The sequence below is a fragment of the Bacillus sp. FSL H8-0492 genome, assembly GCF_038006145.1.
GTDB classification, from domain to species: domain Bacteria; phylum Bacillota; class Bacilli; order Bacillales; family Bacillaceae_G; genus Bacillus_A; species Bacillus_A mycoides.
Window position 1 is genome coordinate 4,430,927 of the sequence record NZ_JBBOUP010000001.1, and the last position, 13,811, is coordinate 4,444,737.

Annotated in this window: 17 protein-coding genes and 2 riboswitches; all 17 genes read right to left on the bottom strand. The window is 37.7% G+C overall.

Annotation, left to right across the window (positions count from 1 at the left end; genetic code table 11):
• Positions 1-17: 17 nt before the first annotated feature.
• The 17 genes from kdpC to tenA all read right to left on the bottom strand — a co-directional run bounded on the left by kdpC (position 18) and on the right by tenA (position 13,783).
• Positions 18-599, bottom strand: a complete 582-nt coding sequence (gene kdpC, locus MHH66_RS22730; RefSeq protein WP_063218557.1) for a K(+)-transporting ATPase subunit C — start codon at positions 597-599, stop codon at positions 18-20.
• Positions 600-617: 18 nt separating this feature from the next.
• On the bottom strand, positions 618-2,708 hold the full coding sequence (gene kdpB, locus MHH66_RS22735; RefSeq protein WP_078184488.1) for a potassium-transporting ATPase subunit KdpB: 2,091 nt from the start codon (positions 2,706-2,708) through the stop codon (positions 618-620).
• Positions 2,709-2,721: 13 nt separating this feature from the next.
• Positions 2,722-4,389 carry a potassium-transporting ATPase subunit KdpA gene (gene kdpA, locus MHH66_RS22740; protein WP_078184487.1) on the bottom strand — a complete coding sequence of 556 codons (1,668 nt, stop codon included), beginning with the start codon at positions 4,387-4,389 and terminating at the stop codon, positions 2,722-2,724.
• A gap of 19 nt (positions 4,390-4,408) precedes the next feature.
• Positions 4,409-4,489 carry a K(+)-transporting ATPase subunit F gene (gene kdpF, locus MHH66_RS22745; RefSeq protein ID WP_000972378.1) on the bottom strand — a complete coding sequence of 27 codons (81 nt, stop codon included), beginning with the start codon at positions 4,487-4,489 and terminating at the stop codon, positions 4,409-4,411.
• A complete protein-coding gene (locus MHH66_RS22750; protein ID WP_000887888.1) occupies positions 4,486-4,590 on the bottom strand; it encodes a SipW-dependent-type signal peptide-containing protein in 105 nt (34 codons plus the stop codon). The genes kdpF and MHH66_RS22750 overlap by 4 nt, the downstream gene beginning before the upstream one ends.
• A 96-nt stretch (positions 4,591-4,686) precedes the next feature.
• Positions 4,687-4,832, bottom strand: a riboswitch (cyclic di-AMP (ydaO/yuaA leader).
• A 262-nt stretch (positions 4,833-5,094) separates the two neighbouring features.
• Entirely contained in the window at positions 5,095-5,325 is a 231-nt protein-coding gene (locus MHH66_RS22755) for a hypothetical protein (protein ID WP_016101779.1), read from the bottom strand.
• 16 nt (positions 5,326-5,341) lie between these two features.
• Positions 5,342-5,728 carry a hypothetical protein gene (locus tag MHH66_RS22760; protein WP_002029867.1) on the bottom strand — a complete coding sequence of 129 codons (387 nt, stop codon included), beginning with the start codon at positions 5,726-5,728 and terminating at the stop codon, positions 5,342-5,344.
• Between the two features lie 93 nt (positions 5,729-5,821).
• Positions 5,822-5,969, bottom strand: a riboswitch (cyclic di-AMP (ydaO/yuaA leader).
• A gap of 85 nt (positions 5,970-6,054) precedes the next feature.
• Complete coding sequence (gene thiD / locus MHH66_RS22765; protein ID WP_078184486.1) at positions 6,055-6,867, bottom strand: bifunctional hydroxymethylpyrimidine kinase/phosphomethylpyrimidine kinase; 813 nt, start codon at positions 6,865-6,867, stop codon at positions 6,055-6,057.
• Between the two features lie 15 nt (positions 6,868-6,882).
• The gene (locus MHH66_RS22770; protein ID WP_002140432.1) at positions 6,883-7,902 is read right to left on the bottom strand and encodes a thiazole biosynthesis adenylyltransferase ThiF; all 1,020 of its coding nucleotides are present in this window, start codon (positions 7,900-7,902) and stop codon (positions 6,883-6,885) included.
• On the bottom strand, positions 7,895-8,665 hold the full coding sequence (thiG, locus tag MHH66_RS22775; protein ID WP_002186754.1) for a thiazole synthase: 771 nt from the start codon (positions 8,663-8,665) through the stop codon (positions 7,895-7,897). Before thiG ends, MHH66_RS22770 begins: the two co-directional genes overlap by 8 nt.
• A 2-nt stretch (positions 8,666-8,667) precedes the next feature.
• Positions 8,668-8,871, bottom strand: a complete 204-nt coding sequence (gene thiS, locus MHH66_RS22780) for a sulfur carrier protein ThiS (RefSeq protein ID WP_002010653.1) — start codon at positions 8,869-8,871, stop codon at positions 8,668-8,670.
• 15 nt (positions 8,872-8,886) lie between these two features.
• Positions 8,887-9,996: a glycine oxidase ThiO gene (gene thiO, locus MHH66_RS22785; RefSeq protein WP_078184485.1), complete on the bottom strand. Its 1,110-nt coding sequence runs from the start codon at positions 9,994-9,996 to the stop codon at positions 8,887-8,889.
• Positions 9,989-10,609 (bottom strand): thiazole tautomerase TenI, encoded by a 621-nt coding sequence (gene tenI / locus MHH66_RS22790; RefSeq protein WP_063218551.1) that lies wholly within the window; start codon positions 10,607-10,609, stop codon positions 9,989-9,991. Before tenI ends, thiO begins: the two co-directional genes overlap by 8 nt.
• A 10-nt stretch (positions 10,610-10,619) precedes the next feature.
• The gene (locus MHH66_RS22795) at positions 10,620-11,621 is read right to left on the bottom strand and encodes an ABC transporter substrate-binding protein (RefSeq protein WP_002140427.1); all 1,002 of its coding nucleotides are present in this window, start codon (positions 11,619-11,621) and stop codon (positions 10,620-10,622) included.
• Positions 11,618-12,370, bottom strand: coding sequence for an ABC transporter permease (locus MHH66_RS22800; RefSeq protein WP_063218571.1), 753 nt, complete (start codon positions 12,368-12,370; stop codon positions 11,618-11,620). The genes MHH66_RS22795 and MHH66_RS22800 overlap by 4 nt, the downstream gene beginning before the upstream one ends.
• Entirely contained in the window at positions 12,370-13,119 is a 750-nt protein-coding gene (locus tag MHH66_RS22805) for an ABC transporter ATP-binding protein (RefSeq protein WP_002125326.1), read from the bottom strand. Before MHH66_RS22805 ends, MHH66_RS22800 begins: the two co-directional genes overlap by 1 nt.
• Positions 13,088-13,783, bottom strand: coding sequence for a thiaminase II (gene tenA / locus MHH66_RS22810; protein ID WP_078184484.1), 696 nt, complete (start codon positions 13,781-13,783; stop codon positions 13,088-13,090). Before tenA ends, MHH66_RS22805 begins: the two co-directional genes overlap by 32 nt.
• Positions 13,784-13,811: the final 28 nt, after the last annotated feature.

A 13,811-nucleotide genomic window follows, 5' to 3' on the forward strand; every position in this document is an offset into this window, starting at 1 on the left:
TTGAGGTAGCACTGTTACTATTTCATTAATTTCTGCAATTCTAAATTTAGCTTTAAGACGTTTACACGATCCTCTCCAAATAAACCGAGTGCAGCTCCTTCTGTTTGATCCTTAATCAATTGATCTAGCTTTTCTTTCGGAATATTCGTTAATTTTGAGATGCGATCTACCTGCACAGAAGCCGCCTTCGGACTAATGTCAGGATCAAGCCCTGAACCTGAATTCGTCACTAAATCTATCGGTACTTCTGTAACTGGAATGGTTGGATTTTGTTCCTTCCACTCTGCAATACTTTTCTCAACTCGTTTTGCTAAATCTGGATTAGACGGTGCATAGTTATTTGAACCAGATGCTTCTGCTTTATATTCTATACTAGAGACACGTCCATGAAAATAACGTGGATCTGTGAAATTTTGACCGATTAATTTTGAACCAACTACTTCATCTTTATCATTATATATAAGACTTCCATCCGCATTATCCTTCATTACCGCTTGCGCAATACCAGTTACAATAAGCGGGTATACGAGGCCGCACAAAACTAGAAATGTAAAAGTAATACGAATAATTGGTGAAAGTATACTTTGTTTTTTCGCCATCTTTTTTTCCCCTCTTCCTTATATGAACAAGCCGACAATCATATCAATTACTTTAATTCCAATGAATGGAACGATCACTCCACCAAGCCCATAAATGAGTAAGTTTCGGCTAAGTAGTGCATTCGAACTCATCGGTTTATATGCGATACCTTTCATCGCTAGAGGAATAAGTAACGGAATAATAACCGCATTAAATATTAATGCTGATAAGATTGCTGAAAGCGGTGATGTTAATTTCATAATGTTTAATGCTTCCATTTGCGGAATCGCAAGTGTAAACATTGCTGGAATGATTGCAAAGTATTTTGCTATATCGTTTGCAATACTAAACGTTGTTAACGCACCACGCGTCATTAACAATTGCTTACCAATTCCTACAACCTCAATGATTTTTGTTGGATTCGAATCTAGATCAATCATATTCGCTGCTTCTTTCGCAGCTGTCGTACCACTATTCATCGCTAATCCAACATCCGCCTGCGCTAATGCCGGGGCATCATTTGTACCATCACCTGTCATCGCTACAAGTTTCCCTTTGTCTTGCTCTGCTTTAATAACCGCAATTTTATCTTCTGGTTTACACTCAGCAACGAATTCATCTACCCCTGCTTCTTTTGCAATTGTCGCTGCTGTTAATGGATTATCACCTGTACACATAACGGTTTTAATTCCCATTTGACGTAATTGTTCAAAACGTTCACGCATACCAGGTTTTACTGTATCCTTTAAATAAATTAAACCGTAAATACGATCGTTTACTGCAACTATAAGCGGTGTCCCGCCCTCTTTTGAAATTAAATCTGCTTTTTGATTCACATCTTTCGGAATCGTTCCGCCTTGTGATTGAACCCATTCAATCACGCTACCTACAGCACCTTTTCTCACTTTCGTTCCGTCTTTTAAATCAACACCACTCATTCTCGTTTCTGCTTTAAACGGAACAAACTCACCTTGTTCTGCAAGTTCTCTATTATATGATATTGATTTCCCTTTCACATACTCAATAACAGATCGACCTTCTGGTGTTTCATCTAAAACTGAGCTAATGGCAGCCCATTTTCCTACTTGTTCAATCGTTTCATTTCCCACAGGGAGTAGTGTATGTGCCATACGGTTCCCGAAAGTAATCGTACCCGTTTTGTCTAAAATAATTGTATTAATATCACCCGCAGCTTCTACTGCTTTCCCTGACATTGCTAGCACATTAAACTTTGTCACACGGTCCATCCCGGCAATACCAATCGCTGATAATAACCCGCCAATTGTCGTTGGAATTAAACAAACTAACAACGCTACAAGTACAGCAGTATCAATTTGAAACCCTAGATAATTTGTAAAAATCGGCAACGTCACAACAACGATTAAGAAAATAAGAGTTAAACTCGTTAATACTGTATTTAAAGCAATCTCATTCGGTGTTTTTTGACGTGCAGCCCCTTCTACTAACGAAATCATTTTATCAATAAATGATTCACCAGGATTACTCGTAATTACAATTGTAATTTCATCACTTACGACCATCGTACCGCCTGTTACGGAACAAAAATCACCACCCGCCTCTTTTATAACAGGAGCTGATTCTCCTGTTATTGCAGATTCATCTACAGACGCTAAACCTTTAATTACTTCACCATCATTCGGAATCATTTCTCCTTGTTTTACAATAACAACGTCACCTTTTCTCAAATCAGTTGCTGAAACTTGAACAATATCTCCATTTTCTTTTACAACATTTGCAAACACATCTTTCTTCGATTGTTTTAAAGAATCGGCTTGCGCTTTACCACGCCCTTCAGCTAAAGCTTCTGCAAAGTTAGCAAATAAAACTGTAAATAATAGAATGAGAGAAACTGTTATATTAAACCACCCTGGTACACTACTAGAACTACTTGGAAGAAAGGATAAAATTAACGTAATGATAAATCCAATTTCCACAACGAACATAATCGGATTCTTTATCATTACTTTCGGATTCAATTTCGCAAAGGATTGTTTCATCGCATGTGTCACGATATCACGATCCATCGTTTTTGCTTGTCTAACCTCATCTTCTACAGCATGTATTTGTGACTCATTTACTCTTTTTTCTTTTACTACTACCGGTCTCATCATGTACCCTCCATTACTTCAATGTAAGAAATTCTGCAATTGGGCCAAGTACTAACATCGGGAAGAATGTTAACGCACCAACAATTACAATTGTTCCAATAAAGATCCCTCCAAATAAACCATTATCCGTACGGAATGTCCCGACTGTTTCTGGTACTACCGTCTTCTCTTTCAGTGAAGCTGCAACAGCTAGCATCGTAATTAAACTGAAATAGCGTCCTAAAAACATAACTAAACCAGTCGTAATATTCCAAAACGGTGTATTATCCCCCAATCCTTCAAATCCAGATCCGTTATTCGCAGCTGACGATGTGTATTCATATACAACTTGCGTTAAACCGTGGAAACCTGAATGAGAAATTGCATCCGTTCCTAAGCTTGTTGAAAGAGCTAATGCTGAAAACCCTAAAATAAGCAATGGATGAAATAAAATCGTTACCGCAATCAATTTCATTTCCTTACCTTCAATTTTCTTACCTAAAAACTCCGGTGTCCGTCCAACCATTAACCCAGATATAAAGACTGCAATAATTGCATACATAATAATGTTCACAAAACCTGCTCCAACACCGCCGTATACTGTATTTAACATCATATTTACGAGTGGAACTAGACCACCAATTGGTGTTAACGTATCATGCATCGTATTAACGGCCCCTGTTTCAGCAGCTGTCGTTACTGTTGCGTATAGTGAAGAAAATACTGTTCCAAATCGCACTTCTTTTCCTTCTGTACTTCCTTGTACATGTTCGATACCCATTCCATTTAATGCCGGATTACCATTTAATTCAGATGTAGTAATCGTTATAAATCCGAGTAAAAACACCATAAATAGTGAAACGAAAAGGATACGTCCTTGTTTTTTATTTCCTATCATTCTTCCGTACGTAAATGGAAGTGCTGTTGGCAATAACATCATAAGCATCATTTGCAAAATATTACTCATTTGCCCTGGATTTTCAAAAGGATGTGTAGAGTTTGCCCCGAAAAATCCACCGCCGTTATTTCCAAGTTCCTTAATTGAAACGAATGATGCAACTGGACCACGTAAAATACTTTGCTTCGCACCATCAATTGTTTGTGCCATAACCGCTCCATCTAACGTTTGTGGTACACCAAGTGCGACAAAGACCAACGCCGCAATAAATGCGATAGGAAGAAAAACTCTCGTTAATGCTCTCGTAAAATCAACGAAAAAGTTACCGAGTTCTTTTCCAGCGAGTCCTCTTATAAAAGCCATAACGAGCGCTAACGTCGTTGCTGGTGCCGTAAACATTAAAAATGTAATCCCGATTAATTGTGATAAATAAGATAAGCCATTTTCACCGCTATAATGCTGTAAGTTTGTATCAGCCATAAAACTAATCGCTGTATTAAAAGCGAGCGTAGGCTCCATCCCTTCAATATGCGCTGGATTTAATGGCAATACGCCTTGTAATCTGAAAATGAAATATACGACAACAATCATAAATCCATTGAGTAGAACTAATGATAATGCATACTGTTTCCACGTTTGATTGTATCCTTTTACACCTGTAATTTTAAAAATAAGTTTCTCAAAAGGCCCGAATACTTTATCTAGCTTCTTGCTACCTTGAAAGGCTTTCTCTAAATAAATCCCCATTGGCTTTGCTACTAAAATAAACAAGAGCATTGTAATAATGACTGCAACCCAAATCATAATGAATGATTCCCCCTAATTAAAACTTTTCTGGATTTAATAATGCGTATACTAAGTACACCGTAATCGCTGCAACAATAACCGATAAGGCAATCATCATGATTGCTTCCCTTCTTTCACAACTTTATCTGACCAACTTGCAAGACTTGCCATCGATGCGACTAACCCAACAAAAATACCGATCATTACAACATCTAACATAACTACCCCTCACTTTTTTGTTAAATTTTACCATATAGTTATCAAAAAAAGAACACTAAGCTCTACTTAGTGTTCGAAACGAACAACACAAAGTAAACCTCCTCTCTAAACGCTTACGAGGTTAGCTGTCGGATTCGGGCCTAAAGAGTAGCCCTACTTTCAAAATTGAAAGATTCACCCCAAGTGACAATGCACAAAATTGGTTCCCCCGCTCCATTTCTGGAACTCAGCGATTTTAGGTTTTTTTTGGAAATTTAATGAATGATTTATGAGAGTAAATATACTCCTCTAAATTTAACTTGTAAAGGGGTAAATTACTGAAAATAAGAAAATATCCATCTATTTAAGCGTTTACATTAGTTGTTATTAATATTTTTTCATCTGTTTTCTCGTCTTTCCTTTCTTTTTCACAGAAATGATCTTTTAAATACGAAATAAAAAGAGCGAATTACATGAAGTGCATAGCTTGTTGCACTCAGCATTCGCTCTTTTTTCATTCAACCTTTATTCTCCACGCAAAAAAGCACGCAAATTTCTCCCTCGAATATAAACTTGTGATAATTCCGCATGTAACTGCTCATATTCGGTAATATCCGCCTCTAAATACAAAACATCTTTTGATGGTAATATAATATATGGACCTGGAAAAAGAGGATCGAGCACTACCAATTCGTGAACTCTCTCTACCGATATCGCCCAACGATTCGCTATATCTCCTAGTAACAACACTTTCATCTTCATTTCCCCCACCTTATTCAAAAAATAAAAAAGAAATATTATCACAGTTCGTAAACACTACAAATTTAGCTCCAATTGTTTCGTAGAGCCTGGCCGGATAGCGTTTATTCTTTGTAACAACAGTAATAGGCGCTTGAAAAGAAAAACGAATGTGTTCTGTGAAGAAACTAACTATCGGAAGCTCATCCCCTAGTAAAATCACCTTCTTAATACGTGTGCAAATACTAGTAAAATCCTTCTCCTTATTACAGCTATAAGCTGATTCAAACCCATACTCTCTAACTTCATCCGCTATCTCTTCATTGGCTGTAAAAATAATTAACTCATGCTGAAATGCTACTAGCTCTCTTAAACTCTTTACCTTGTTTTTTTCTCCAACACAAATAAGTGTTAGTTCCATGTACCTCATCCTCCTTAGCATAAAAGAACTCAAACATAGATTGATATTCTCCTATACTAATCAGACCGATGAAGTGATGTATCCATCATGGCACCGTCCTCTCTCAAGACGCTTACGAAGTTAGCTGTCGGATTCGGGCTTTGAGAGTAGCCCTACTTTCAACATTGAAAGATTCACCCCTAGTGACGACGCACAAATTGGTTCCTCCGCTCCATAAATTTGAATTCAGCGTATTACAAAAAATGTATTCTGGCTGATATATTACTCCTGTATTTGGAAAAAGTAAACACAAAAAAAGCCAGTTAACAAACTGGCTTCTCGTATCTTTATACATGCGTCTTATTCAATTTATATGCAAAATGATTCGTCGGCCCATGACCACTTCCAATATTCAATGGCTCTTCAATTGCTATACTAATAAATCGTTTTGCTTCTTGAACTGCCTCTTCCATCAAGTAGCCTTTCGCAAGTCCTGCTGTAACCGCTGAAGCAAATGTACATCCACTTCCGTGCGTTTGCTTCGAAGGAATTCGTTCACTTCTAAATTCAATAAACTGCTCACCATCAAAGAGTAAATCAATTACTTCATTACCTTGATATTCTGCATGTCCGCCCTTCATAAGCACATATTTAGCTCCTAATTCATGCAATACTTTTGCAGCTTCCTTACTATCTTCTATATTTTGAATCTCCATTCCAGTTAACACTTCTGCTTCCGGAACATTCGGTGTGACAACCGTTGCTACTGGCAATAAATATTCTTTTAATGCTTGTACTGCTTCTTGTTGTAATAATGACGCACCACCTTTAGCAATCATAACAGGATCTAGCACAATATTATTCCAGCAAAATTTCTTAATATACTCTGCCACAATTTGAATAATTTCACTACTAAATAACATTCCCAGTTTCACAGCATCTGGCGTTAAATCCGTGCCAATTGAATGCAGCTGTTCCGTAATTCCTTCTAAAGAAACAGGATACACCCCTTGAACGCCAAGCGTATTTTGAGCAGTAATTGCTGTAATAGCCGTCATTCCATATACACCAAGCTCTTGGAATGTTTTTAAATCCGCCTGAATCCCAGCGCCGCCTCCGCTATCAGACCCTGCAATCGTTAAAGCTTTATTCACTTTCATTCCACTCATCCTTTTCTACCCAAAATAGCGATGATAAATTGTTTTCGCTTCGCTTATATCTTTCGTTCCATGTACAAGGACACGGCCATCTTTAAAAGCAACTAATCTCTTTTCTTCAACCGAAAATGATAATAAATATGGATTTACATTTAAATCAGTCACACGATCATTCAACAATTTTTTATATTGTTCAAAATCCATTTCCTCTTTATAAGGTGGTCTAATTTGAACTGTATTTCTCCCGCATAACACTGCTGTTTTTGAAGTGTTTTCCTTATTTAAATATGGATATACTGCTTGTTCACCACACGATAGACAATTATGTTTACGAAGCTTTCGCACATTCATACATGAATATTCATTTTTCCATACATCAAATGATACAAGCCCATCTCGAAGCGAGTCATAATCTTCTACTAACAGTTTAAGTGTTTCCGTTACTTGATGAGAAACGACAAGAGATACAGCAGGTGATATAATACCCGCCGTATCACATGTCGCTCCGCCAAGTGGAATCGATTGTAATAAACAAGATAAACATGGCGTTTTTCCTGGAAGAATAGTATAAGAAAGACCGTAACTCCCTACACATGCCCCGTAAACCCATGGAATAGAATATTTTTGCGATATATCATTCACAATGAAACGTGTTTCGAAATTGTCAGTCGCATCGATGATTACATCAACATTTGTAACGAGTTCTTCTAACTCTTCAGCCGTTACATCCTGAACGAGAGCTTCTACTCTTACTTCACTATTAACCTCTTCTAGACGTTTTTTTGCCGCTACAGCCTTCGGAAGATTATTCTCTACATCACTCTCTGCATACAATTGTTGTCTTTGCAAATTACTCCAATCTACATAATCGCGGTCAACAATTGTTACCTTACCAACGCCTGCCCTTACAAACATCTCTGCATTTGCACTACCTAATGCACCTGCACCGATAATAAGTACATGCTTTTCTCCTAGCTTTTGTTGCCCTTCTTCCCCAATTGGAGAAAATAGTTCTTGGCGAGAATATCGATTATTCAACTACGCTCATTCCTTCTAAAGGACTACTTGCTGTCGCGCAGCGCTTACGTGCAATACGACCTGCTTCAAACCCTAATCGTCCTGCCTCAATACCTAATTTCATTGCGTATGCCATTTTAATAGGATCGTTCGCTCCAGATACTGCAGTATTTAATAACACACCATCCGCTCCTAATTCCATCGCAAATGCCGCATCAGCTGGGCTACCAATACCTGCGTCAACGATAACTGGTACTGTCGCTTGTTCAATAATAAAGCTTAAATTTAATGGATTTACAATACCAAGTCCTGATCCGATGGGTGATGCTCCTGGCATAATCGCATGCACGCCAAGTTCTTGTAGTTTGCGTGCTAATACAACATCATCAGATGTGTAAGGAAGAACGATAAATCCTTCTTCTAGTAACATTTCAGATGCCTTTAACGTTTCTACTGGATCAGGTAATAACGTTCTATCATCACCAATAACTTCTACTTTTATCATGTCACAAAGTCCAGAAGCTTTTGCTAATTTTGCAATACGAACAGCTTCTTCAGCATTTTTTGCTCCTGCTGTATTCGGTAATAACGTATATTTTTTTACATCAAGTTTCTCTAATAAATTAGGCTGCTTCGCATCGAATATATCCATACGACGTACTGCGAATGTTAAAATCTCAGCCTCAGAAACATCAATTGCCTTTTGCTGCACATCAAAATCAGGGAATTTCCCTGTTCCTAATAAAAGTCTAGAATGAAATGAAAATTGTCCAATGTTTAACATAATCAACCGCCTCCTACGAAAGTTACAATCTCAATTTGGTCCCCATCAAAAACAGATGTATCGTTATGATCATCTTTTTGTAAAATATCTTTATTACGTTCTACTACAACAATTCTGTTATCTAACTCTAAATGTGTAAGTAGCCCAGCTACTGTTTTTATACTCTCTGGTACTTCAATTTGGTTACCATTAATTTTTAAATTCAAACTTCCATCCCCTTTCTAAACCGTTTTAGAAAGCAATGAATCTAGCAAGTGATTCTCCTGCTTTCCTTCTATTAAATCAGCCATATACTGACCAGAAACAGGACTTAATAAAATGCCGTTTCGATAATGGCCCGTACAAGCATATAAACCTTTTATTTCTTCATGCTCTCCCATATAAGGAGCTTCATGATTAGACTGCGGTCTTAACCCAGCCCACGTACTTTCCCATTCTGCTTCTTTTAAAGCAGGCAATATTGTGTAGGCACGCTCTAATATGGAAGTAATACTTTCTGGTTGTACAGACTTATTAAATGTATGAGGCTTCATTGTTGCCCCAATTACGTAACGGCCACCACGTTTCGGCGTAATATAAAAACGTTCTTGGAAAATAGGAGCTTTCAAGAGCGGTTTCTTGCTTCTTACTGCAACAACCTCCCCCTTAACAGGATATGTACCCCAATCACTCTGAAAATAATGTAGCAATTTCGTACTCCATGATCCTCCGGCGATAACGACTTTTTCACATGTGATTACACCTTCGTTTGTCACAATTCCAGTCACTTTATTATTTTCAATACGAATATCAAACACTTCTGTTTGTTCATATATATCAGCTCCGGAAATTGCTGCAGAATGTGCGAATGCTTTCGTAAGCTCTGGTGCAATAACTTGACCATCTTTCGGATAATATACCGCCCCTATAATTGACTCGGAAAGAAACGGCTCTTTTTCCCGTAAATGGTCCCCCGTTAGAAATCGGGAATCTTCACCTGTTTTCTGCTGCCAATCCATAATATGAAGAATTCTTTTCTTCTCATCTTCATTTTGAGCGATGCGATAAATGCCCTTTTCTTCATACCCAATATCGATGCCTGTTTTTTCACGTAAAACTGCTGCAAGTTGTGGAAATATAGCACGGCTTTCTCTAGCAAGCTCAAACAACGGATCACATGCATCCCATTCTGCCTGAACACCGAGCAAACCAGCAGCTGCTTTCGAAGCTTCAGATGCGATTCTTTGCTTCTCTACAATCGCTACTTTATGCCCTCTTTCTGCTAGAAAGTGTGCAACTGAACTACCAATTACACCTCCGCCAATAATCGCTACATCATACTTCTTACACATGTTTTTCCGCCCACTTTCTTATTGATTCCTTATAAGATTTCGCCTTGCTATACGGATTACTACTGCTTATAATCCCGGACATAACAGCAATGCCACTTACACCATTTGCAAGAACATCACCTGTATTTTCATGGGTAATCCCACCAATTGCAGTTATTGGTATGGATAAACAACTTGCCATATGAGCAATTTCTTCTAATCCTCTCGCTGGCACACCTTTTTTACAATCTGTCGGAAATACATGACCATAAACGAGTGAATCTGCTCCATTTTTAAATGCTACTATCGCTTCATCTAGCGAATGTACTGAATAACCGACATGCAAATAAGAAAACTTTTCTTTTACTAACCTTACATCTGCGCTTCGATATCCTAGCTGAACACGCGGAATATTTAATAGAATAGCAATATCAATTCGATCATTTATCACTATCTTCGATGCTGGAAAGCCTTTCCCCAAAAGACTTTCCAAACCTTCATACAATTCCTTCGTACTTTTCTCACGCTCACGAATATGCAAATAATCGATCTCACTCTCAATTTGCATCGCTACATTCACTAACTCTTCGAATGGCATATGGCCATTTGAGATTACATGGAGCTCATTTTTCATATTCATTCGCCTACTTTAAAATGTTTTCAAATAATTCATCGGCTGGAACGATTTCTTTCGTCATTCCTTTGTCTTTCAACCATTTGTTTTGTTTCTCCCATGACTCTTTTGAATCCGATAAGAATGGCTCATCTTTCGTTTCCATCTTCTCTAATAAAATTTTCATACTTTCTTTTTCAACTTCTGGTACAAGCGGGAAGTTTTCTTTTTCTTGATGATCTAATAAAATATTTAATGCTTCATCGGGTTTTTTCTTCATAAAGTCATACCCTTTTTGTGCCCCACGTAAAAAGGCTTGCAATGCTTCTTTATCTTTTTTCAACGTTTTATCACCCGTTACAAACACAAGCTCATGATAGTTCGGTACACCATAATCTGCTGGATTAAAGTATGCTGGTTCATGACCTTCATGACGCATAACAGGTACTTCATGGTTAATGTATGCCCCTGTTACCGCATCCACTTTTTTCGTAATTAATGCTGGTACTAAATCAAAGCCAACATCGACTACTTTCACTGTATCTGGATTACCACCAGCTTCTTTTACCATCGTTTTTAAATACATCTCACTTAAAGGTGTTCCAGAATATCCAACTGTTTTCCCCTCTAAATCTTTTGGCGATTGAATGCCTGCTGACTTCAGTGATACAACATGATTTAACGGTGAACGTACGACAGCTCCAATTGATTTCACTGGAATTTGTTCATTTGCTTTTGCCATGACAACATCTGGTTGATAATACAAACCAACTGTCACTTTCCCTGCTGCCGCTAGCGTTAATGGATCAGTCGGATTAGAAGGGAATTTAATATTCACCTTGACTCCTTCTTCTTTAAAGTATCCTTTTTCAATTGCCGTATAAATAAAGCTATGTACCGCATTCGGGTACCAATCAAGCATTACTGTTATTTCTTTTTCTGATTTATTCTTATCTGATGCCGAGTTACTCGAACATCCTGCAATCATTGCAACTAATAATGTAAACACAAAGATGCGTTTTAATAATTTCATGAATGTTTCCTCCAACTAATAAATTTCTTTTCTAATATCGAAACAAGTATGACGAAGAAAATAGCTAATAATGATAACAATACAATTGGTGCAAATACACCAGCTCCGTCTAACTGCGTCATCATTCTTTTACTGAAATATCCAAGCCCAGCTTGTGCACCGAGCCATTCACCAATCGCTGCCCCAATAACGCTAAGTGGTATCGCAATTTTTAACGCTGAAAAAAAATAAGGAAGAGCAGATGGCAACTTTAGCTTTAGAAAAATATCTTTTTTCGTTGCACCATATGTAACTAATAGCTCCTCCCATTCTTTTTTCGTACTGCGCAGTCCATCATACGTATTGACCGCAATTGGGAAAAACGTAATTAAAACGGTAACAACAACCTTACTCCAGATGGTATATCCAAACCATAAAACGAAGAGCGGCGCAAGCGCAGTAATCGGGATGGTTTGTGAAGCAACTAATAACGGATAAAATGCTCTTTCCATCCACGTACTCGCATTCATTAACATTGCTAGCCCTACGCCCAGTACGATAGAAATAACAACGCCTGTTAAAACGACGTACAACGTTGCAGGTAAATGAACCGTAAATAATATATCTTTCAGCGCCCATATCTTCATTACAATTGCAGAAGGTGATGGCAAAATGTACATCTCATCTACAATTCTTGCTCCTACTTCCCACAGAGCAAGTAAAATTCCACTTAATATTAGGGCAGGTAATAACTCCTTCAAGCGATTCATCATACGAGTACCTGCCTTTGTAACATACTAAGGAGCTCTTCTTTAAGCGCTAACACTTCAGGCTTATATAAATCTTTTCTTGTTCGGTTACGATCAAGCGGCACAATTCGCTCAGTTAAAGTTGCTATCGGTTGATTTTCTACAACCAAAATTCGATTAGAAAGAAACAATGCTTCTTCAACATCATGAGTGATAAATAAAATTGTTTTTTCCCACTCTTTCCATTGTTCAAACAACCATTCTTGCAAAGATGCCTTCGTTAAAGCGTCCAATGCGCTAAACGGTTCATCTAACAATAATATCTCCCCGCCTGTTAATAAAGTTCGGATAAAAGATACGCGTTGCCTCATACCACCAGATAAATCTTTCGGATATTTTTTCTCGTACCCTTGTAAACCAAATTTATGTAACAGTTCTTTCGCTTTTACTTGCGCTTCTTTCTTCTGCACACCTTGGCACTCTAGCGGCAGGGCAGCATTCTCAATAATCGTCCTCCACGGCAAGAGCATATCTTTTTGGGGCATATACCCTACAGGATGACTCTTTGTTTTTGTCAGCTCTATCTGTCCAGTACTTGCCTCTTCTAAGCCTGTAATAAGGCGAAATAAAGTACTTTTCCCGCATCCACTCGGCCCGATAATACTTACAAACTCTTTATCTTGTATAGAAGCATTTAATTCATTGATGATTGGTTTCTCATCATAATGAAAGGAAACATTATGAAACTGTAGTATGTTCTTGCTCCTCAAAACCCCACATCTCCTTACGATAAGCCATATCCCAGAATAAATATTCAAATCGGCTGGAATATAAGAAAATCTCCTCTAATCGGTCTAGCTCTTTCTCTGACTTTCCAACTGCCATTTCATTTAATAAATCTATTAACCAAATACAAAGGTTACCGTATTCTTCAGAACAATATCCTTGAATCCACTCTCCAAAGAACTCATGATTGCTTGCTCCAGGAATATCATTTAAACGCTTTCCGATCTCCCAATAGCTCCACATACATGGAAGTAAAGCTGATATTAATTCTACAAGTGTGCCATTTTGAGATACAGACATCATGTAATTTGTATAGGCTAAATTTTTAGCAGATGGTTTCGCAGATTCTATCTCCTCTACAGTAATGCCAAGTTTGTTTGCATACTGTTTATGGATCGTCATTTCTCCATTTAAAATCCCATCAATTTGCTCTGCAAATTTTGCCATAACTTGTGGATTCGTTGCCTTTACAACCCCAATTGCATATAGCTTTGCATAATCTAACAAATATAAATAATCTTGAATAATATAGTACTGGAATTTGTCTTTTTCCAACGTACCATCCCCCATACCTACTACAAACGGATGATTATGACTTTTCTCCCAAACAGGCTGCACCGTATCAAATAATCTTTCACAAAATTTCATTAATAATTCCCCTTCCTATATATCTATT

Bases quoted from the DNA above. Each gene is read 5' to 3' on its own strand.
- MHH66_RS22800 (WP_063218571.1), bottom strand. From the start codon at position 12,370: ATGAATCGCTTGAAGGAGTTATTACCTGCCCTAATATTAAGTGGAATT.
- MHH66_RS22750 (WP_000887888.1), bottom strand. From the start codon at position 4,590: ATGTTAGATGTTGTAATGATCGGTATTTTTGTTGGGTTAGTCGCATCG.
- kdpC (WP_063218557.1), bottom strand. From the start codon at position 599: ATGGCGAAAAAACAAAGTATACTTTCACCAATTATTCGTATTACTTTT.
- kdpB (WP_078184488.1), bottom strand. From the start codon at position 2,708: ATGAGACCGGTAGTAGTAAAAGAAAAAAGAGTAAATGAGTCACAAATA.
- MHH66_RS22755 (WP_016101779.1), bottom strand. From the start codon at position 5,325: ATGAAAGTGTTGTTACTAGGAGATATAGCGAATCGTTGGGCGATATCG.
- tenA (WP_078184484.1), bottom strand. From the start codon at position 13,783: ATGAAATTTTGTGAAAGATTATTTGATACGGTGCAGCCTGTTTGGGAG.
- kdpA (WP_078184487.1), bottom strand. From the start codon at position 4,389: ATGATTTGGGTTGCAGTCATTATTACAATGCTCTTGTTTATTTTAGTA.
- thiG (WP_002186754.1), bottom strand. From the start codon at position 8,665: ATGTTAAACATTGGACAATTTTCATTTCATTCTAGACTTTTATTAGGA.
- thiO (WP_078184485.1), bottom strand. From the start codon at position 9,996: ATGTGTAAGAAGTATGATGTAGCGATTATTGGCGGAGGTGTAATTGGT.
- MHH66_RS22795 (WP_002140427.1), bottom strand. From the start codon at position 11,621: ATGAAATTATTAAAACGCATCTTTGTGTTTACATTATTAGTTGCAATG.
- tenI (WP_063218551.1), bottom strand. From the start codon at position 10,609: ATGAAAAATGAGCTCCATGTAATCTCAAATGGCCATATGCCATTCGAA.
- thiD (WP_078184486.1), bottom strand. From the start codon at position 6,867: ATGAAAGTGAATAAAGCTTTAACGATTGCAGGGTCTGATAGCGGAGGC.
- MHH66_RS22760 (WP_002029867.1), bottom strand. From the start codon at position 5,728: ATGGAACTAACACTTATTTGTGTTGGAGAAAAAAACAAGGTAAAGAGT.
- kdpF (WP_000972378.1), bottom strand. From the start codon at position 4,489: ATGATGATTGCCTTATCGGTTATTGTTGCAGCGATTACGGTGTACTTA.